Here is a 19,761-nt window from a genome sequence, read left to right on the forward strand (position 1 = left end):
GTTAACGTGTTCAGGAAATTCCTCGCTGCCGCCAGTCTTGCCGTGCTGGCCGCCTCCGGTGCGGCCGATGCGCAAGTGCAGGTCGGCGAGAAGGGAGCGGGCACGCTCAATTCCCAGCTTACCGGCGACCTCACGGTGCACGATCCGGTCATCATCCGGGAAGGCGATACTTACTACGTCTTCAGCACCGTGGGCCGTTACGTCGGCATCAAGACCTCGAAGGATCTCAAGACCTGGAAAGACGCCGGTTCGGTCTTCGCCGAGATCCCGGCCTGGGCGAAGCAGGCGATCCCCGGCACCGAAGGCATCTGGGCGCCGGACATCTCCTATGTGAACGGCGAATACCGGCTCTACTATTCGGTTTCGACCTTCGGTTCCAACCGTTCCGCCATCGGCCTCGCCACGAGCAAGACGCTCGATCCCAAGGCCAAGGGCTACGGCTGGAAGGACCAGGGCCTCGTCGTCATGTCCACGCATGAGGACGACTTCAACGCCATCGACCCCAACTTCGTCGAGGATGCGCAGGGCCGTCAGTGGCTCTCGCTCGGCAGCTTCTGGACCGGGCTGAAGCTCTTCCCGCTCGATCCGAAGACCGGCAAGGTCGCTCCCGGCACCGAGCCTTATTCGATCGCGCGCCGGCTTGCCCCTGCCGGCGGCCCGGCGCCGGTGGAAGCGCCGTTCATCATCCCGCACGGTGGCTTCTACTACCTGCTCGCCAGCTACGATTACTGCTGCAAGGGCGTGAACAGCACCTATTACACCGTGGTCGGCCGCTCGAAGAAGATCACCGGGCCTTACCTCGGCAAGGACGGCAGTTCGATGATGGAAGGCCGCGGCACCATTTTCCTGCGCGCCGACCTGGAAGAACAGCAGCGTTTCCGCGGCCCCGGCCATGCCGGCGCCTTCACGGACAAGGACGGCACCACTTACGTCGTATACCACGCCTACGACAAGCAGGCGAACGGGGCTCCCACCTTGCGCATCGCGCCGCTCCGCTGGGATGCGGACGGGTGGCCCGTCGCCCAATACTGAACCCACCTGACGGCACCCCGGTCCCCCGACCGGGGTGCCCTTTTTTCCTATCGCCGGACAGAGTGACCAGCGCCACGAATCAAGAATCTCGGAGAGGATGACATGAACTTTTCCCTTTCGCGCCGCACCTTCGCGGCCAGCGCCGCCCTTCTGCCCATCGCCTGTTCCAAGGCTGGCGACAGCGCCCTCGGCGGCGATGACAAGGCCGCCGTCACCGACCCGCTCAAGGGCCCGATCAATCCGCTGGTGAAGAACCGCGCGGATTCGCAGGTCTTCCGGCATGAGGACGGCAACTACTACCTCACCGGCTCGGTCCCCGAGTACGACCGCCTGATCCTGCGCCGCTCGAAGACGCTGGCCGGCCTCGCCACGGCCGAGGAACGCGTGCTCTGGCGCCATGAAAAGACCGGCCCGATGTCCGGCTTCCTCTGGGCGCCCGAATTGCACCTCGTCGACGGCAAGTGGGTCATGTACTTCGCTGCGGGCCCGAGCGGCGGCGGCGAGGACGTGTTCCGCATCCGCACTTACGCCATCGTCTGCGACGGGTCCGACCCGATGACCGGCAAGTGGTCGGTCCTGGGCGAATTCAAGATGCCGTGGGACAGCTTCAACCTCGATTCCACCAGCTTCGTGCACAAGGGCCAGCGCTACTTCGCATGGGCCCAGCGCGAAGAGGGCATCGACACCAATTCGAACCTCTACCTCGCGCCGATGAAGGACGCGCTGACCCTCTCGGCCGAGCCCGTGCGCCTCACCGTGCCGACGCTCGACTGGGAAACCCGCGCCTACAAGGTGGCAGAGGCCCCGGCAGTGCTCGTCAAGAACGGCCGCCTGTTCATGACCTACTCGGCCAGCGGCACCGGCGCCGTCTATTGCCTCGGCATGCTGACGATCGACGAGAACGCGAACCTCATGGACCCCAAGGCCTGGACCAAGTCGCAGAAGCCGGTCTTTGCGACCAACGTGGAAACCTCGGTCTACGGCCCCGGCCACAACAGCTTCACGGTGGACGAGCACGGCAACGACATCCTCGTCTACCACGGCCGCGACTACGAGAAGATCGAGGGCGACCCGCTGCTCAACCCCGATCGCCACACCCGCGTCCAGCGCATCTACTACGATGCCAAGGGCGCGCCGGACTTCGGCGTGCCGGTCGGCAACGGCGCTCTGCCCGAACGCTTCACGCCTGCGGTGCGCCGCGACGTGATGCTCAGCCATGACGGCACCAAACTGGCCCTCGCCGCCAATGCGCCGCTGCCGCAGACCCAGTTCCGCGAGATTGCCGGTGCCGACGGCGCCGTCCAGCTCTCGCCGATCCTCCTGCGCGACCACGGCTTCAAGGCCGGCCAGGACGGCACCGTTACCCTGGCCCCGCTCGGCAGCGCGGACCTGTTCCTGCGCGAGGCGGGCGAAGCGAAGGGCACCGTTCGCTTCGTGTCCAAGTCCGATTCGTCAAAGGCGCTCGCCTTCGCCGGCGACACCGTGAAGCTGACCGACAAGAAAGACCCGGCAACGAGCTGGATTGCCGGTTAATCAGACAAGAAAACACACAATCCCGCCCGGAAACAGCAGGTTCCGGGCGGGTCTGCGACCATTCTGCCACACCTCTCCGAGCTTTTTGACGGCCCTCCCGCATTTCCGCTTGCAACGCATTAGTCAGACTAATAATTAGTCCGAGTAATTGAAGGGGCATGGTATGGGCCAGCCCCAATGGGAGGGTTGATCCATGGCCTTGAAGCCATTCGCTTTCTGCACAGCATCCGTTTTCGCTCTGAGCCTCGCCACCGTCGCCCAGGCCCAGGATGTCGCGCCGCAGTCGGCTGACAATTCCGATGCCACCGCCGAAGACATCATCGTCACCGGCGTCCGCGCATCGATCGTCGGCGCCATCAACAGCCGCAAGGACAACATCCAGATCGTTGACTCGATCGTGGCTGAAGACGTCGGCAAGCTGCCCGACAACAACGTGGTCGAAGCGCTCCAGCGCGTCACCGGCATTCAGGTCACCGACCGTGCCGGCGGCGAAACCGCCACGATCACCATTCGTGGTCTGTCCGATCCGGTTACCACCTGGAACGGCCGCAACATCTTCACTGCCGCGGGCACTTCGTTTGCGCTTCAGGACGTCTCCGCCAACCTCGTCAAGAAGATCGACGTCTACAAGACCCGCTCGGCAGATCAGCTGGAGTTCGGCCTTGCCGGCCAGATCGACGTGGCAACGCGTCGTCCGTTCGATTTCGACGGCTTCACCGTCTCCGGCCTTGCGCGCGGCATCTACAGCGAGCTGGCGGACGAGTTCAATCCGAACGTGGCTCTGCTCGTCAGCGATCGCTGGGAAACCGGCATCGGCGAAATCGGCTTCCTTATCAACGGCAGCTATACGCGCTCCAAGTATCGCAACATGAACGTGCAGGCCGGTGCGCTGGTGCCGTTCGCGACCGAGAATCCGCCTTCGGGCACGTTCCTTACGCCGCTTCAGCGGATTTTCCCGAATACTGATCCGGCAAACCCCTACTGGACGCCGGGTCTCAACGCCGGCCTGCCCACCACGCCGGGTTCGACGCTGAACATCGATGGCGTCGACGTTCCCTACTATCTGTCGCGTGACGCTGTCATCAGCTCCGATCTTTACGGCAAGCGCGAGCGTCCGTCGATCAACGCGGCACTGCAGTGGGCGCCCAACGATCGCTCGGTCTATACTGCGGAATTCTATTACTCCGGATTCCGGGGTAACACTTCCAACTCGCTGATGTTCAGCTATGCTGACTGGTGGGGTGACCTTGGCGACAATCCGGGTTCGACCTTCGAACTTTACGATGGCACCAACATCGTCAAGTCGCGTCGGGTTGGCAGCGTCGCGGGCTTCAACAGCGCTGACTACGCCACCAACAAGACCGACAGCTACGTCTATTCGTTGAATGCCGATTGGGATGTCGGCGATCGCGGCAAGATCACGGCTGACCTGACCTACCAGGACAGCAAGAACGAAACCTCGTTCTTTGCCATGCGCACCAATCGCGGTCCTCTGGATCTCGACGTGGACTTCAACGCCGGCGGCGGTATCCCGTCCTACAGCTTCGGTACGCCGGAAGTTCTGACCGATCCTAACGCTTGGACCGTTGGGGATCTCTTCGACAACGGCAACAAGAGCACCGGCAACTCCTGGACCTTCCTGCTCGACGGTCACTACGACTGGGATGAGGGCTTCCTGCGGCGCGTCAAGGCGGGCTTCCGTTACGATAACCGCAAGGCCAGCACTTTCGTGCGCGAACAGAGCGCCGGCGCCCTGGGCGGTACGCTGGCTTCGCTGGGCGACGATTACATCTTCACGAACAGCGGATTCTTCGACGGCCGCGCCGATGTTCCCACCAGCTGGGTGCTGGGCAATGGCGCTGCGCTCTACAAGAACGCCGATGCCATTCGCTCGATGTACCAGGCGGTGAACCCGAACCTGCTGCTGTCCGACCAGATGACCTTCGGTCGCGTCTTCGACATCAACGAAGTCACGCTGTCAGCCTACCTGCTGGCGGACGGCGAGGTGGAGATCTTCGGTCGCCCGCTGCTGGTCGAAGGCGGTGTCCGTCTGGTTACGGTCGATACCGACTATAATTACTTCGATCGCTACAATGGCTTTGCGCGTACCGGCGTTTCGACCGGACAGACGAAGTTCCTGCCGAGCTTCACTGCCCGCTACGAGATCACGCCTACCCTGCGTCTGCGCTTCAACTACGGTGAAACCCTGCGTCGTCCGGCATTCGGTGATCTCAATCCGAACGTCAGCCTCACGGGTGACCTGTCGGGCCTGGGCTTCGGCACGGGTTCGGCCGGCAACGCGGCTCTCCGGGCCACGACCTCGAAGAACTACGACCTTGCGCTGGAATGGTACTTCGAACGCAACAGCGCAATCTACGTGACCGGTTTCCGCCGCGAAATCCAGGGCCTCGTCGTTCCGCTCACCACGCTTGAATACATTCCGAACAATACGATCGTTGGCAGCACCGCCACGGATTACTTCCAGGTCACCCGACCGACGAATGCTTCCGACGGCGTGCTGAAGGGCGTGGAAATCGGGCTGACCTATTTCCCGACGTACCTGCCCAGCATCCTCGACGGTTTGGGCTTCCAGGGCAGCGCGACCATCCTGGACTCGGAACAGACGATCCCCGAAACCGACGCAGCGGGCAACACTGTCTTGACCAAGTCGGCATTCTTCGCGGTTTCGAAGTTCTCGTATAACGCAACGCTGGCATACGAGCGCGGTCCGATCGGTGCACGTCTGTCGTACGTGTGGCGCAAGGGCTTCCTCCAGAGCAACGAGGCGCGTGCCTTCGCCAACCCGATCGGGTTCTGGCGCAAGCCTGAGAAGAGCCTGGACTTCCAGCTCACCTACAACATCACCAAGGACATCGGCCTGACCTTCGACGCGGTGAACATCACCAAGGCGAAGCAGCAGAACTATTACAAGTTCGAAGATGCCGGCGGTCCGACGACGATGAACTCGAGCACGCTGCTGATCGACCGTACGTTCGCAGCCGGCGTTCGCTTCAAGTTCTAACCTGACAAGGCAGGCCGCGGCGCACGCCATTCCGCGTCGCGGTCCGCCATGGGCGGCCGTTCCTCCGGGCTCCTCTCCCAACCAGGCCCGGAGGACGGCCGCCTTATCATTTTCGGCACCTGCTGACGCTCGCCAGACCATGAAGGGGTAACGATGCGCGGAAACTTCCGGACGATCCTCGCCACCGCGGCATTTCTTGCGTGCGGGGCCAGCCCGCCGCCCGCCGCATCTTCCCAGGCTTCTGCTGCTGCAGCCGGTAATTCCGGTCTCGGCGCTTCCGTGGCTCCGGTGGCTTCCCCGAAGCTCGACGCCGCCGCCATCGCCAAGACCCGCTTCGGCAACGATGCCGCCTGGTACGAGCAGCGCATCCCCTTCTTCGAAAGCGCCGATCCCAAGATCGACGCTGTCTATTACTATCGCTGGGGCCTGTTCCGGGCGCACCAGCGCGACCTGGGCGCGCAGGGCTACGTCACCACCGAATTCGCCGACGACGTGGATTGGCAGCGCGAGCCTTATGCCAGCCTCAACGATGCCAGCGGTTTCCACATCGCCGAGGGACGCTGGCTGAACGACCGCCGGTTCACCGACGACTACGTCAATTTCATGTACGAGGGCGGCAACGACCGCCACTTCACCGACCACATGGCGGACTCGGTATGGGGCCGCTATCTCGTCGACGGTGACCGCGCGGCGGTGTTGGCCCACCTCAAGACGATGCGCCACATCTACCGCCTGTGGGACGAGAAGTTCGACTTCACCAAGGGCCTCTATTTCGTCGAGCCGCTGCTCGATGCCACCGAGTACACCGTCTCCTCGATCGACGCCTCGGGCGGCAAGGACGGATTCCGGGGCGGCGATTCCTTCCGGCCCTCGGTCAACAGTTACATGTTCGCCAATGCCCGCGCCTTGTCGCGCATGGCGGAAATGGCGGGCGACACGGCCATGGCCAGGGAATATGCCGACCGCGCCCAGGCCTTGCGCACGCGCGTGCTGGCAGACTTGTGGAGCCCGAAGCTGGGCCACTTCGTCGATCGCTATCAGGTCGATAACGAGCATGTGAAGTACTGGGACCAGATCCGCAATCGCGAGCTGGTGGGCTATCTGCCCTGGATGTTCGATCTGGTGCCGGACGATGCGAAGTATTCCCAGGCCTGGGCGCATCTGCTCGATCCCGCGTCCCTGGGGGGCAAGGCGGGGATGCGGACCGTCGAACAGAATTACGAATACTACATGCGGCAGTACCGCTATCTCGGCACCGCGCCCGAGTGCCAGTGGAACGGCCCGATCTGGCCCTACCAGACGACGCAAGTGCTGACCGGCATGGCCAATCTGCTCGATCACTACGACGAGCATGGCCCGGTGACGCGCAGCGACTACATGCGCCTGCTGCGCCAATATACTCAGATGCACTATCAGGGAGAGGGCCGGAGCGCGCGCCTCGACCTCGAAGAGGACTATCACCCCGAGACCGGCAAGCCGATCGTCGGGCTGGACCGCAGCCATCATTACTTCCATTCCGGCTATCTCGATCTGGTGATGACCGGCCTGGTCGGCATCCGTCCGCGCGCGGACGACGTGCTGGAAGTGAATCCGCTCCTTCCGGCGGCGAACGACGCCCAGGCGCTGGGCTGGTTCCACATCGAGCGCGTGCCCTATCACGGGCACGAGGTCTCGGTGACCTGGGACGCGGATGGCAGGCGTTATGGCCGCAAGGGGCTGACCATCGCCGTGGACGGCGCCGAAGTCGCGCATCGCGGCGACCTCGGCCGGATCGAGGTGCCGCTTACGCGCAAGGCCAACGCGCCGGTCCTGCGTGAGACGAACCTGGCGGTGCAGCTTGTGCGGGGCAACTTCCCCAAGGCCAGCGCGTCTTCCGGAACCGAGGCGGAGAAGCTCCACGACGGCATCGACGGCCGTGCCTGGTTCTATCCCGAACTACCCAATGGCTGGGATTCCGCCGCCGGCGCGAGCGAGCAGTGGTATGCCGTGGACTTCGGCAAGTCGGTCACGCTGGGTGCCACCGAACTGGCGTTCTTTGCGGACGGCGGGAAGTTCGCGGCGCCGCGCAAGGTCCGGGTCGAGGCGTGGCGCGACGGGCGCTGGCAGGTCGTGGCGGCGCCCGCTGCCGCGCCGCTGGCGAACGGCGTGACGCGGCTGAGCTGGACGCCCGTGACGGCGGAGCGGATTCGCGTGGCCATGACGCCGGCGGGCGGGAAAGCAATCCGGCTTGCGGAACTCAAGGCTTTCGCGCGCTGATTTCGTTTCTGGCGGGGTTTCCGGCGAGGACGGCAAGTCCCGGAAAGCCCGCCGGAAATTTCTTTCGTTAACCCGGAAGAAACTGCCCTGCGCAAGCCGGAATTAACCGTCGAAGCGTCCCTTTGGGGCATGTCTCACGGCTATCCCTTCGCTTCGCTCGTCGCCGCCGCTTCGTGCTTCGTCGACTTTTCCCTGATGATGCCGGGCTGGCTGGCCGGGATCGCCGCCGCGCACATTGCCTGCGCGGTGCTGTTCATGGGCCTGTTCAAGCACGAGACCGGCTGAAGGCCTTTCCCGTGCCGGTAATCAGGCTCCGGCCTTGCCCGCCAGGAGTTCGGGCGTGAGCACTTGCGGCAGTTGCTCGGCCTTTCCGGCGCCGCCTGCATACCAGACGTAAAGCGGAACCCCGGCTGCGCCTTGCGCCGTCAGGTAGCGCGTGATTTCCGGATCGCGCCGGGTCCAGTCGCCGCGCAGCACCACCACGCCCGCTTTCTCGAATGCGGCGCGGGTGTCTTCACGCTCGATGGCGACCTGCTCGTTGACCTTGCAGGTGAGGCACCAGTCGGCGGTCATCCACACGAACACCGGTTTGCCGGCGGCGCGTGCTTCGGCAAGGGCCTTTTCGCTGAAGGGCCTGGCTGCGAGGAGCGAATCCGATGTCGCCACGGGCGGGGCAGGGCGCGGCAGCACGACGAGCGCCAGCACCGCGAGGGCCGCGGCGATCAGGGCGGCGGCCCTCGCGGACTTGCCGCGGTGCTGCGCCCGGCCGGCGACGAAGAGCGCGGCCAGGACCAAGAGCAGCCCGGCCAGTGCGGCCAGAGCGAAGCCGGTTCCGCCGACTTTCCATGTCAGCCAGGCCAGCGCCAATGCGGTAAGGCCCATGGGCAGCGCCATCCAGTAGCGGAATGTCACCATCCAGCGGCCCGGCCTGGGCATGCGCCTGCGCAGCGCCGGAATGAAGGCGACCGCCAGGAAGGGCAGGGCGATGCCGAGGCCGAGCGCGGCGAACAGGGTCATCGCGGGCAGCACCGGCAGCAGCAGCGCTGCGCCCATGGCGCTGGCCATGAAGGGGCCGGTGCAGGGCGTCGCGACGAAGGCTGCCAGAAGTCCGGTCGCGAAAGCGCCCCTGAAATGGCCGGGGCGCGCGGAGCTGGAGGAGGAACCGCTGGAAGACGGGCCGCCCGAAGCGAAGCCGGGCACGGTGAACTCTAACAGGCCCAGCAGATTGGCCGTGATGACGGCGGAGAGGAACAGCAGGCCGACGACGACCAGCGGCTCCTGCAACTGGAAGGCCCAGCCGACTTGTTCGCCCCCGGCGCGCAAGGCCAGCAGCACGGCGCCGAGACCCAGGCAGGCGAGGATGACGCCCGCGGCATAGGCAAGCCCTTCGATCCGGGCATGCTGTTCGCTCTCTCCGGCACGGGCGAGGCTGAGCGCCTTCAGGCTGAGAATCGGGAAGACGCAGGGCATGACGTTCAGCAGCAGTCCGCCCGCCAGCGCGGCCAGCAGCAGAAGCGGCAGGGACGGCAGCTCAGGGGCTGCGTCGTCGCTGGCCAGCGGCACGCCGCCGACAGGAACCGTGCCCGGGGCGGCGGAGAAGGCGATGCCGTCGCCGGCTGCATTGAGGCGCAGCACCCCGGTCAGCCGGTCCGTTCCGCGCGCATCGAGCTTGGCGCGGGGCAGGGTGACGATCAGCATGTCGCCCTTCCAGGCGAATTGCTGCGCGCCGGCATAGTCGATCAGCTTGTCCTCGCCCACGAAGACATGCGGCCCTTCCAGCGGAGTCGCGGCGGGCAGCGGAATGGCCAGGCGCACCGCGCGGTCATCGAGGCTGAAGGTTCCGGCAGCATCGAGCGGCGCGGGAAGGCGGCGCTGCCATTCGGCGAAGCGCGGGTCGGCCGGGGCGGAAGGCCCTGTCGCAACCGGCACTTCCACGGCGAGATCGGCCTGTTCGGGCACGCAGATCTGCTCGGTGCAGGCCAGCCACTGCGCGCGCACATGCACGGGAATCCGGCTTCCCGGCGCTGCCCCGGCCGGCACCGTGAACGGCACCAGGACCGCATAGTCGCTTTCATAGACATGGTTCATCAGGCCGGAGACCACCAGCGTCTGCGGCACCGGATAGCGCGGCGCGCCCGTCCGGGCGCCGTCCGGCAATGTCCAGTCGAGCTGCATGCCCAGCCCGGCATCGCCCGGGTTGGACCAGTAGCCGTGCCAACCTTTCTCGGGCGTCATGTGAATGGCGATGGTCGTTTCGCCGCCGGGCGCGGCGGCAGGACCCGCCACCAGTTCGGCGGCGATGTGCGGTGCAGCGGCCCGCGCGGCGAGCGGCATGAGTACGAGCGCCAGCATCTGACACATGAGTGCCACAAACAGGCTATAGCGGCGCTTTTCCATGAAACTCCCGTGCGTTGGGCGGCGCTTGCGTCATTCGCGCATTCCAGACATCGCTGCATCTGCGCCGATTGTGCCGACATTTCAAGGAAGACCCCCGATGCGCCTGCTTTCCTCGTCGCTTGCCCCGCTGGCCCTGATCGCGGCTCTGGCCGTTTCGGCCCCCGCCACGGCGCAGGAAGCACCGGCCGCTCCCGCGCCTTCCGCCGCCCCTTCCACCGCCCCTTCGGCCGTCTCGCCGCAGGGGCAGCCGAAGCTGATCGTCGCGGTTTCGGTGGACCAGTTCTCGGCAGACCTCTTCGCCCAGTACCGCGAGCACTTCACCAAGGGCTTCACCCGGCTGCTGCAAGGCGCTGTCTTCGCCTCGGGCTTCCAGTCGCATGCCGCCACCGAGACCTGCCCCGGCCACTCCACACTGCTGACCGGCGTGCACCCCTCGCGCACGGGCATCACTGCGAATTCCTGGTTCATGCCGGGCATCGGCCGCGCCGAGAAGGAGGTCTACTGCGTCGAGGACGAGACCAACCCGAAATCGACGCCGGACAAGCCGGTGGTCAGCGCCGCGCACCTCAAGGCGCCGACGCTGGGCGACCTCATGAAGAAGCGAAACCCGAAGACCATCAACGCGGCCGTTTCCGCCAAGGACCGTGCCGCCGTGATGATGAGCGGGCATGATACCGATGCCGTCTACTGGATCGGCCCCAAGGGTTTCACCACGTTCGAGAATCGCAAGATCACCAAGGCTGTCGAAGCCGAGAACGCGGTCATGGCCAAGCGCGTTGCCGCGGGTGACGGCGCTCTGCCGGTGCCGGGCTGGTGCGGCAATGTAGACCGCGCGACGCCGATCAAGGACTTCACCATCGGCACCTATCGCTTCCCGCTGGCTGCGGGCGACTTCAATGCCTATTCCAACGGCCCGCGCATCGATACCGCCACTGCCGAAATGGCCGTGCGCATGGTCGACGAACTGGGCATGGGCAAGGATGCCGTGCCCGACGTGCTGTCGGTCAGCTTCTCGGCCACTGACAAGGTCGGCCATGCCTTCGGTACCGAGGGCGTGGAAATGTGCATCCAGATGAACGTGCTGGACGAAGCGCTGGCCACCCTGTTCGATGCCCTCGACGCGCGCGGGATCGACTACGAAGTCGTGCTCAGCGCCGACCATGGCGGCTTCGATGCGCCCGAGCGGCAGAAGCTGCGCGGCAATCCCGATGCCGCCCGCATCGATCCGGCGCTCTCGGCAAAGGAACTGGCCGCTGCCGTTTCGCAGGAAACCGGCATTACCGTGAAGAACGGACCGCTGTTCTACGGTGCGGGCGAGGCGGGCAGCGTCTGGTTCTCGGCCGAACTGACGCCCGATCAGAAGCAGAAGGTCATGGCCGCGCTCGTCGCACGCCTGAAGACCAACCCGCAGATCGCCGCGGTCTACACGCAGGACCAGATCATGCAGTGGCCCGAGCCCAAGGGTAACCCGCAGGACTGGACCATGGAGCAGAAAGTCCGCGCCTCCTTCGTGCCCGGCCGCTCGGGCGAAGTGCAGATGCTGACCGTGCGCGGCGTGGTGCCGGGCAAGCCCGCGCCCTTCAAGGTCGCCTCGCACGGCAGCCCCTGGGATTACGACCGCCGGGTGCCGATGCTGTTCTGGCGCAAGGGCATGGTCGGCTTCGAACAGCCCACCCCGGTCGAGACCGTGGACATCGCGCCGACCCTGGCCGCAACCGTGGGCCTGACCGCGCCCGCCGGCACTTGGGACGGAAGGTGTCTCGACATCGACGCCGGAGAGGCCGATAGCTGCCGTCGATGAACGACTCTGCAGCGACGCAAGACCAAAAGGCGGAATACCGCGACCTGATCATCCTGGGCGGCGGCCTCGTCGGCATGACGCTGGCGCTTGCCGCGGCCCGGGCGGGTATCACCAGCCACGTCATCGACCGGGCCGACCCGGCCGACCTGACCGCCGAGGGCGCGGATGGCCGCGCCTCGGCCATCTCGACGGCGAGCTGGAACCTCTTCACGAATATCGGCCTTGCGCCCGCGCTGAAGAATCTCGGCTGCCCGATCGATTCGATCGCGGTCACCGATTCGATGAAGCCTGGCCGGATCGACTTCACGCCCAAGCCCGAGGAAGGCTCGCTGGGCCGCATGTTCGCCAACCGCGACTTGCGCCTCGCCCTCTTCGCCGCCGCGCGCGAGGAAAAGAACATCGCCTGGCACGTCCGCACCGAAGCGGTACGCCGGGATCGCGGCCCGCACGGGGTGGAAGTGGAACTGTCAGACGGCCGCGTGCTGAAGTCCAGCCTGCTGGTCGCCGCCGAGGGCCGCCAGTCGCCCACCCGCGACGAGGCCCGCTTCGCCCTTGCCAAATGGGACTACAAGCACCGCGCCATGGTGACCGGGCTGTTCCACGAAAAGTCCCACGCCAACACGGCCTGGGAAATCTTCTATCCGGCCGGGCCTTTCGCCCTGCTGCCGCTGCTTGACGACGACCAGGGCCGCCACCGCAGCGCGCTCGTCTGGACGGTCGCGGAGAAGGATGCCGCGGGGATCATCGCGATGCCCGATGCCATGTTCCACAACGAGGTGGAAAGCCGCATGCACGGCGTGCTCGGCAAGATCACCCTGTCCGCGCCGCGCATGAGCTATCCCTTGCGTTTCCATCACGCCGGTCACGTCATCGACGAGCGGCTTGCGGTGATCGGCGACGCGGCCCACGGCATGCACCCGATCGCCGGGCAGGGCCTCAACCTCGGCCTGCGCGATGTGGGCGCCCTGGTGGAAGTGCTCACCGAGGGCATGCGCCTCGGGTTGGAGCCGGGCGACGCCCAGCTGCTGGCCCGCTATGAGAAGTGGCGCAGCCTCGATACGTTCATGGTCATGTCGGTCACCGATGGGCTGACCCGCCTGTTCGGCATTCCCGGCCGCCTGCCCAGCGCCGCGCGCCGTCTCGGCATGGGCGCGGTACAGCGGCTGCCCAGCCTCAAGCGCTTCTTCATGGACGAGGCGCGGGGCATGTCAGGCAAGCTGCCCGAGCTTCTGCAGGCATAGAAAGCGGACCTCCGCCTGCACTGTCGCTTGCACGAAGGGTGCAGCGAGAGGTTCGAGCCCGAGAAAACCACGTCATCCTGAAACAGGTTCGGGATGACGGGCGTGCAGAGGCGTCAGCCGTCCTTGCCGTGCGGGTCTTGCTGGCGCCGGATGCACGAGAGCTTTCGCCCTCGCATCCAGACCTTATTCCGAAGGAACCGCTTCAGAGGCATCGGCCGAGGGCAGGTCGGTGGGCAGAACGCCCGGCGTCGCCAGCGGGCTGGGCTGGTCGACGGCCTGGCCTTCCGCGTCGGTGAGGCGGCGCGGCTCGAGCATGGCGGTGGTTTCCAGCAGGTTGAGCGCGTCCTGCACGTCCTGATAGCGGCGGGCGTCGGCGGTCCAGGTCTGCGCGGCCTGGGCATTGGGAAGGCGCTCGACTTCGCTGATGGCATTGGCGATGCGGCGGGCCGAGAGCATCAGGCGGGCGCGGTCGATGCGGGCCGTGGGCGTCAGCAGGGTCGAGGATTCGCGGCGCACCACGAAGAGGCTGGACAGCTCGCGGCGGGCCTTCTGCCACAGGCTTTCGTCGCTCTGGCTTTCGCTCAATTCGGGCGAGAGCGCTTCGAGGCGAGCGGAAAGCTCATCGATGGTGACCGGATTCTTCGAAAACTCGATTACCGTCTGGACGGCGCGGGGCTGGGCATTGGTGAAGCGCAGGCGGAGCTGGTCGGCCACGTAGCTGAGCGGTTCCCCGCGATCGACCATGCGGCGCGCGGCGAAGGCGATCAGCAGTCCTTCGGCGCGGGCGGCATTGCCGGAAGCGGCGTCGGTCTGGAAATCGATCCGCGAAATGCGGTCCTCGATCAGCGCAAGGCGGCCTTCCACCGAGCTGAGCGAGGAAAGCTGCTCGGGCGAGGCAGGCGCGGTAGCGGCCGGCAGGGCAGGCACCGGGGCTGCCGTCGGCTGCGTCTCGGGCTGCGGCGCGGCCGGGTCTGCGGCGCGCTGCGGCAGGATCTTGTCCAGCAGCCCGTCCTGCGCGGCCCAGACGACGAGCGCCCCGCCCAGCAGGAAGGCGATGAATGCCACGAAGAACAGGCCCCCGCGCGAACGCGGACGCGAGATTGGAGAAGGCTGCGGCGAGGTGAAGTCCTGCATCAAGTGTGGTTCTGTCAGTTTACGATCCCGAGGGGAAGCCTTGGCACATCTCTTCGGCCAAGGCCAGCAGCGCGGCGTCATTGGCGGCGGCGGCGCAGCGCACGGCAGCCCAGCCCTCGCCGGTCCGCGCGATGAGGCGCGGACCTATGATGGCAAGCGCGATCCGTGTCCGCGGGAGTGAAAGCCGGCGGCATTCGGAGGCGAAATGCGCGGCAGCTTCGCCCGAATGCAGCAGGACGAGCGCCGGATCCTGCAGCAGGCGCGCCAGTTCGGCGGGCATGGGCAGGGCCTCGCTGGCGTAGACCTCGCGCGTGGCCATGGTGCAGGGCGCGGGAAGCGCGAGGTCCACCCGCTCGCGCCCGGCCAGGCGCAGCAACCTGCGGTGACCGGGATCCAGCTGCGCCATGACCGACTGCAATCCGCCGCGCGCGACCCGCACCACGTCCAATCCGGCCTGCCGCGCGGCTGCGGCCGTCGTTTCGCCCACGGCATAGGCGGGCAGGCCGCGATAGTCCGCCAGCGCCGGTCCGGCCTGCCGCATGGCATTGGCGCTGCCGATCAGTATCGCATCGACCTCTTTGCGCGGGACCGGGTGCCAGGTCAGCGGGACGATCTCGAACAGCGGAAATCCGCGGGCATCCAGACCCTGCCGGCTTGCCGCCGCGACCGTCGCCGCCCCGCCCGGCTCGGGGCGGATGACGATGACGGGCAGGCGCGGGGCGCTCATGAGGGAGTCAGGCCGGTCCGGCGAAGTGGACGGCGATGGCGGGAACCGCGCGGGCCAGCAGGTCTGCCGCCAGGCGTGCGGGGCCTTCGGGATCGTCCATGGCAAAGCGGGCCGCACCCTCCACCCGTTCTGCGCCGTCGGGGCTGTAGAGCGCCGCCCGCATCGCCAGCCCATCGCCGTCAAGCCGGGTGAGCACGGCGATGGGGCTGTGGCAATTGCCGCCGAGCCCGGCCAGCAAGGCGCGTTCGGCCAGGACGGAGGCGCGGCTCTCGCCGTGGTCGACAGCCGCAAGAAAGCCGAGCGTGCGCGCATCGTCTGCGCGGCACTCGATCATGATCGCGGCCTGCGCGGGGGCAGGGAGCCAGTCCTCCTCGTCAAGGGGATGGCCGGTGCCGGTTTCGCCCAGGCGCTTGAGCCCGGCGGCGGCCAGGAAGGTGGCATCGGCCTCTCCCGCCGCCAGCTTGGCCAGCCGGGTGGCGACATTGCCGCGGAACGTCACCACCGTGCAGTCGGGCCGGGCGTGGAGCAGCTGGGCGGCGCGGCGCGGCGCGCTCGTGCCCACCACCGCGCCTTGCGGCAGCGCGCGGATGCTCTCGGCGCCCACCAGCACGTCGCGTACATCCTCTCGCGGGAGGATGGCGCCGATGGTGAAGGCTGCGGGGCGAATCGTCTCGACATCCTTGGCCGAATGGACCGCGAAATCGATCTCTCCGGCGGCGAGCCAGGCGTCCAGCTCCTTCGTCCACAGGGCCTTGCCGCCTATTTCCGCCAAAGCGCGGTCCTGGATGCGATCCCCGCTGGCGGTGACGGCAACGATCTCTATATGCGCAGGATCGATTCCGTGTGCCGCGGCCAACCGGTCGCGCGCTTCCTCAGCCTGAGCCATCGCCAGCGGCGACCGACGGGTACCGAGGCGGAAGCCATGTTTTTGCGTGTCTGTTTGCGTCGTCATCGGCGGGTTGTGCTACCCGTCAATGTCGTCCAGTGGAAGGGTCGTTCAGGGAAAGTTGAAATGCGTACGGTACTGGGCATCGAAAGCTCGTGCGACGAGACGGCGGCGGCACTGGTGACCAGCGACCGCACGATCCTCGCCCAGCGCATCGCCTCGCAGGATGAGGCACACCGGCCTTATGGCGGCGTCGTGCCCGAAATCGCCGCGCGCGCGCACTCGGAGCGGATCGCGCCCTTGATCGAGGCGACCCTGGCCGATGCCGGCATGACGCTTGACGACGTGGACGCGATCGCCGCCACCGCAGGCCCCGGCCTGATCGGCGGGGTGATGGTCGGACTCGTCACGGCCAAGGCCCTGGCGATGGCCACCGGCAAGCCGCTGATCGCGGTCAACCACTTGGAAGGTCACGCACTTTCGCCGCGCCTGGCCGACGGCGCGCTCGAATATCCCTACCTCCTGCTGCTGGTGTCCGGCGGGCACTGCCAGATCCTGCTGGTCGAAGGCGTAGGCAGGTTCCGCCGCCTCGCCACCACCATCGACGACGCGCTGGGCGAGGCTTTCGACAAGTCTGCCAAGTTGCTCGGTCTCGGCTATCCGGGCGGTCCGGCGATGGAACGACTGGCGCTGGAGGGAGACGCGAAGAAGGTGCCGCTGCCGCGTCCGCTCAAGGGGTCGGAGGAACCGCACTTCTCCTTCGCCGGGCTCAAGAGCGCGGTGATGCGCGCCAAGCAGTCCGGTCAATATGCCGATGCCGATATCGCCGCTTCCTTCCAGCAGGCGGCCATCGATTGCCTGATCGACCGGACGCGCCGGGCGCTGGCCTCGGTCGGCCCGCTCAACGCGCTGGTCGTTGCCGGCGGCGTCGCGGCGAACAAGGCGATTCGCGGCGCGCTCGAAGCGCTGGCGGCCGAGCATGATCTCGATTTCGTCGCCCCGCCGCTCGGCCTCTGCACCGACAATGCGGCGATGATCGCCTGGGCGGGCGTCGAGCGCTTCGCCATGGGCCAGTCCGACCCGCTCGATGTTGCCGCGCGCCCGCGCTGGCCGCTCGACCCGGATGCGGAAACCGTGCGCGGCGCCGGAGTGAAGGCATGAGCGGCTTCGAAAAGACGCGCGTCGGCGTGATCGGCGCGGGCGCCTGGGGTACCGCGCTGGCGCAGTCGCTGGCAGGGGACGGCAGCGAGGTGCTGCTCTGGGCGCGCGAGCCGGACTTGACCGCGCGCATCAATGCGGAGCGGCGCAACGACCTCTATCTGCCGGGCGCGGCATTGGCCGACAGCGTCCGGGCCACGTCGGACCTTGCCGAACTGGCGGCGCTGCCGGTGCTGCTGGCGGTCGTGCCGGCGCAGTTCCTGGGCGGCGTGCTCTCGCAGCTTCCCGCCCTGGGCTTTTCCGGTGATCTCGTGCTTTGTGCCAAGGGCATCGAGGCAGGCAGCGGCCGCCTCATGGCCGAGGTGGCCGCGCAGGCAGTGCCCGGCTCCCCCATCGCCGTGCTGTCCGGCCCGACTTTCGCGCATGAAGTGGCGGCCGGCCTGCCCACCGCGGTGACGCTCGCCTGTTCGGGCGGGCAGGCGCAGTGGCAGCGCCTTTCGCCCGTCATCGCGCGGCCGGCGCTGCGTCCTTACTATTCCGACGATGTCATCGGCGCTGAAATCGGCGGCGCGGTGAAGAACGTGCTGGCGATTGCCTGCGGCGTCGTCGAAGGCCTGAAGCTCGGCCAGAACGCCCGTGCCGCGCTGATCGCGCGCGGCTACGCGGAAATGCTGCGCTTCGGTCTTGCGCGCGGGGCCCGGGCGGAAACGCTGTCGGGTCTCTGCGGCCTTGGAGATCTCGTGCTGACCTGTTCCTCTACCTCCAGTCGCAATTTCTCGCTGGGCCTTGCGCTCGGACAGGGGCTGACCGCGGCCGAGGCGCTTTCCGGCAAGAATTCGGTGGCCGAAGGCGCCGCGACTGCCCCCGTGCTGGCCGACATCGCCCGGCGCGACGGTATCGAGATGCCGATCGCCGAAGCCGTGTGCCGCCTGCTGGAAGGCAAGGCCCCGGCCAGCGACGTGGTGGTACAGATCCTCGCCCGTCCGCTTCGCGCCGAGCAGGAGCCGCTTTCTTGACCGACGGTATCGTGACCCGCACCGCGGCGGAACAGGCAAGCAAGGAACACGACGATATTGCCGCGCTCGCCAAGGGCGGCCGCACCAATCTCTTCGGGTTCTTCCTGCGCCTTGCCGCGCGCATCCCCTTCCTGTTCATCGCCGGTCGCGCCTCGGTCTACGGTCCGGCGGCGCTGGGACGTTTCGCCTCGGCGCTGGTGGTGATCGAGCTGACCTCGATGATCTGCACCATGGGCGAGAAGCGCGGCCTGGCGCAGCGCCTTTCCGATACCGAGGGGCAGGTCCATCCGGCCAATGTGATCGCGGACGGCATGATCATCGCGGTGATCGCCTCTTGCGCGGCATCGCTGTTCTTCTGGCTGGTGCCGGCGCCGATGTTCCCGGGCGGGCACTATACCCAGATCGACCGGCTGATGGTGATCGCCATCCTGCCGCTGACCATGACCGAGATCTGGCTGGCGGCGCTGGCCTACCGCCTGCGGGTGACGCCCACCGTGTGGTCGCGCGCCATCGTCGAGCCCTGGGTCATCTCGATCCTGGCAGGCGCGATGATCTGGATCGCGCCGGAAAGCGGCCTGTCCATCGCCTATATCGGCTCGATCTTCGCGGCAGCGGTGATGGCCTTCATTCCCTTCTTCCGCGAATATGGCCTGCCGCAGGGCTGGCGCCCGCGCCCGCGCCAGATGCAGAAGCTGGCCGTGCGATCGCTGCCGATCGCGCTTGCCGACACGATCGAATGGGGCACGCGCCGCGTGGACCTCTTCCTGCTCGGCTTCCTGGCTCCCGCCGCGGCGGTGGGCGTCTATTATGCCGCGCAGCAGGTCGCCAGCCTGCCGCAGAAGCTGAAGACCAGCTTCGAGCCGGTGCTGGGGCCGGTCATCACCCGCAACCTGAAGGAAAAGGACTACGCCGCGATCGCGCGGCAGGTCTGCCAGGTCGGCTTCTGGATCACGGCGGCGCAGGCGGGTATTGCCCTGGCGCTGGGCATACCGGGCGAGGGTGTGATGGGCCTGGTCGGCCGCGAATTCGTGGGCGGCACGGGCGCGCTGGTGTTCCTGCTCGCTGCCGAAGTGGTGGCGGCGACCGCAGTGGTGAGCGAGGCCGCGCTCGTCTACGTCGCCCGCATGCGCAACCTCGTCGTCTCGGTCCTGACCATTGCCCTGCAGGCGGTGCTGACCCTGGGCGGCATTCTGGCCATGCAGAAGCTGGGCTACAACTCGCTGTTCCAGGCGGCCACGGCCGCCGCGGCACTGATGCTGGCGCTGGGCTTCGCGTCGCTGGTCAAGTCGAAGATGCTGGCGGATTTCCTGAAGGAACCGATCAACAACTGGCGCTGGGCGCTGGTCTGGGCGGCGGCGCCGGCGGTGGTGCTGGGCTATCTGGCCACGCAGTTCCTGCCGGAGTGGGCGGAACTGGCCTTCGGCATTCCGGCCATCCTGGGCTCCTACTTCCTGGTGATCTGGAAGAAGGCGTTCGGCCCGGAAGACCGAAAGCTGTTCCAGAAAACCAAGACGGCGTGACGGTCTGCGGCATTTTCCTGGATTTTCGTGTCTTTTCG

General features: G+C 66.8%; 14 protein-coding genes. 10 read left to right on the forward strand and 4 right to left on the reverse strand.

Going from position 1 to position 19,761, the window contains the following annotated elements:
- The first annotated feature begins 6 nt into the window (after positions 1-6).
- From EDF57_RS08845 to EDF57_RS25425, 5 genes are all read left to right on the forward strand, one after another.
- The gene (locus EDF57_RS08845) at positions 7-1,032 is read left to right on the forward strand and encodes an arabinan endo-1,5-alpha-L-arabinosidase (protein WP_243840967.1); all 1,026 of its coding nucleotides are present in this window, start codon (positions 7-9) and stop codon (positions 1,030-1,032) included.
- Between the two features lie 102 nt (positions 1,033-1,134).
- Positions 1,135-2,565, forward strand: coding sequence for a family 43 glycosylhydrolase (locus tag EDF57_RS08850; protein ID WP_134093938.1), 1,431 nt, complete (start codon positions 1,135-1,137; stop codon positions 2,563-2,565).
- A gap of 193 nt (positions 2,566-2,758) precedes the next feature.
- Positions 2,759-5,587 carry a TonB-dependent receptor gene (locus tag EDF57_RS08855; RefSeq protein WP_134093939.1) on the forward strand — a complete coding sequence of 943 codons (2,829 nt, stop codon included), beginning with the start codon at positions 2,759-2,761 and terminating at the stop codon, positions 5,585-5,587.
- Positions 5,588-5,875: 288 nt separating this feature from the next.
- Complete coding sequence (locus EDF57_RS08860) at positions 5,876-7,843, forward strand: discoidin domain-containing protein (protein ID WP_243840968.1); 1,968 nt, start codon at positions 5,876-5,878, stop codon at positions 7,841-7,843.
- Positions 7,844-7,972: 129 nt separating this feature from the next.
- Positions 7,973-8,128, forward strand: coding sequence for a hypothetical protein (locus EDF57_RS25425; RefSeq protein WP_166675212.1), 156 nt, complete (start codon positions 7,973-7,975; stop codon positions 8,126-8,128).
- A 21-nt stretch (positions 8,129-8,149) separates the two neighbouring features.
- Here the strand turns inward: EDF57_RS25425 and EDF57_RS08865 are convergent, their stop codons facing one another.
- Entirely contained in the window at positions 8,150-10,240 is a 2,091-nt protein-coding gene (locus tag EDF57_RS08865) for a protein-disulfide reductase DsbD domain-containing protein (protein WP_134093941.1), read from the reverse strand.
- A 97-nt stretch (positions 10,241-10,337) separates the two neighbouring features.
- Between EDF57_RS08865 and EDF57_RS08870 the strand changes: the two genes are divergently transcribed.
- Both EDF57_RS08870 and EDF57_RS08875 read left to right on the forward strand, forming a co-directional pair.
- Positions 10,338-12,041 (forward strand): alkaline phosphatase family protein, encoded by a 1,704-nt coding sequence (locus EDF57_RS08870; protein WP_134093942.1) that lies wholly within the window; start codon positions 10,338-10,340, stop codon positions 12,039-12,041.
- The gene (locus EDF57_RS08875; RefSeq protein WP_134093943.1) at positions 12,038-13,282 is read left to right on the forward strand and encodes an FAD-dependent monooxygenase; all 1,245 of its coding nucleotides are present in this window, start codon (positions 12,038-12,040) and stop codon (positions 13,280-13,282) included. The genes EDF57_RS08870 and EDF57_RS08875 overlap by 4 nt, the downstream gene beginning before the upstream one ends.
- A 183-nt stretch (positions 13,283-13,465) precedes the next feature.
- Here EDF57_RS08875 and EDF57_RS08880 read toward each other — a convergent pair whose 3' ends face one another.
- The 3 genes from EDF57_RS08880 to hemC are packed head-to-tail and all read right to left on the reverse strand — an operon-like array spanning position 13,466 to position 16,095.
- Positions 13,466-14,416 carry a hypothetical protein gene (locus EDF57_RS08880; protein ID WP_132268343.1) on the reverse strand — a complete coding sequence of 317 codons (951 nt, stop codon included), beginning with the start codon at positions 14,414-14,416 and terminating at the stop codon, positions 13,466-13,468.
- A gap of 19 nt (positions 14,417-14,435) precedes the next feature.
- Positions 14,436-15,143 carry a uroporphyrinogen-III synthase gene (locus tag EDF57_RS08885; protein WP_134093944.1) on the reverse strand — a complete coding sequence of 236 codons (708 nt, stop codon included), beginning with the start codon at positions 15,141-15,143 and terminating at the stop codon, positions 14,436-14,438.
- A 7-nt stretch (positions 15,144-15,150) separates the two neighbouring features.
- The gene (gene hemC, locus EDF57_RS08890; protein WP_132268346.1) at positions 15,151-16,095 is read right to left on the reverse strand and encodes a hydroxymethylbilane synthase; all 945 of its coding nucleotides are present in this window, start codon (positions 16,093-16,095) and stop codon (positions 15,151-15,153) included.
- A gap of 60 nt (positions 16,096-16,155) precedes the next feature.
- Between hemC and tsaD the strand changes: the two genes are divergently transcribed.
- From tsaD to EDF57_RS08905, 3 genes are read left to right on the forward strand one after another with little or no spacing between them, the layout of a single operon-like run.
- Positions 16,156-17,190: a tRNA (adenosine(37)-N6)-threonylcarbamoyltransferase complex transferase subunit TsaD gene (tsaD, locus tag EDF57_RS08895; protein ID WP_134093945.1), complete on the forward strand. Its 1,035-nt coding sequence runs from the start codon at positions 16,156-16,158 to the stop codon at positions 17,188-17,190.
- The gene (locus tag EDF57_RS08900; protein WP_134093946.1) at positions 17,187-18,203 is read left to right on the forward strand and encodes an NAD(P)H-dependent glycerol-3-phosphate dehydrogenase; all 1,017 of its coding nucleotides are present in this window, start codon (positions 17,187-17,189) and stop codon (positions 18,201-18,203) included. The genes tsaD and EDF57_RS08900 overlap by 4 nt, the downstream gene beginning before the upstream one ends.
- Entirely contained in the window at positions 18,200-19,723 is a 1,524-nt protein-coding gene (locus EDF57_RS08905; protein WP_243654366.1) for an oligosaccharide flippase family protein, read from the forward strand. The genes EDF57_RS08900 and EDF57_RS08905 overlap by 4 nt, the downstream gene beginning before the upstream one ends.
- Positions 19,724-19,761: the final 38 nt, after the last annotated feature.

The organism is Novosphingobium sp. PhB55 (assembly GCF_004368805.1).
Taxonomy (GTDB): domain Bacteria; phylum Pseudomonadota; class Alphaproteobacteria; order Sphingomonadales; family Sphingomonadaceae; genus Novosphingobium.

What these genes read in the sequence shown, in the direction of transcription:
- EDF57_RS08850 (WP_134093938.1), top strand. Translation starts at nt 1,135, where the DNA reads ATGAACTTTTCCCTTTCGCGCCGCACCTTCGCGGCCAGCGCCGCCCTT.
- EDF57_RS08855 (WP_134093939.1), top strand. Translation starts at nt 2,759, where the DNA reads ATGGCCTTGAAGCCATTCGCTTTCTGCACAGCATCCGTTTTCGCTCTG.
- EDF57_RS25425 (WP_166675212.1), top strand. Translation starts at nt 7,973, where the DNA reads ATGTCTCACGGCTATCCCTTCGCTTCGCTCGTCGCCGCCGCTTCGTGC.
- EDF57_RS08865 (WP_134093941.1), bottom strand. Translation starts at nt 10,240, where the DNA reads ATGGAAAAGCGCCGCTATAGCCTGTTTGTGGCACTCATGTGTCAGATG.
- EDF57_RS08870 (WP_134093942.1), top strand. Translation starts at nt 10,338, where the DNA reads ATGCGCCTGCTTTCCTCGTCGCTTGCCCCGCTGGCCCTGATCGCGGCT.
- EDF57_RS08875 (WP_134093943.1), top strand. Translation starts at nt 12,038, where the DNA reads ATGAACGACTCTGCAGCGACGCAAGACCAAAAGGCGGAATACCGCGAC.
- EDF57_RS08880 (WP_132268343.1), bottom strand. Translation starts at nt 14,416, where the DNA reads ATGCAGGACTTCACCTCGCCGCAGCCTTCTCCAATCTCGCGTCCGCGT.
- EDF57_RS08885 (WP_134093944.1), bottom strand. Translation starts at nt 15,143, where the DNA reads ATGAGCGCCCCGCGCCTGCCCGTCATCGTCATCCGCCCCGAGCCGGGC.
- hemC (WP_132268346.1), bottom strand. Translation starts at nt 16,095, where the DNA reads ATGACGACGCAAACAGACACGCAAAAACATGGCTTCCGCCTCGGTACC.
- tsaD (WP_134093945.1), top strand. Translation starts at nt 16,156, where the DNA reads ATGCGTACGGTACTGGGCATCGAAAGCTCGTGCGACGAGACGGCGGCG.
- EDF57_RS08900 (WP_134093946.1), top strand. Translation starts at nt 17,187, where the DNA reads ATGAGCGGCTTCGAAAAGACGCGCGTCGGCGTGATCGGCGCGGGCGCC.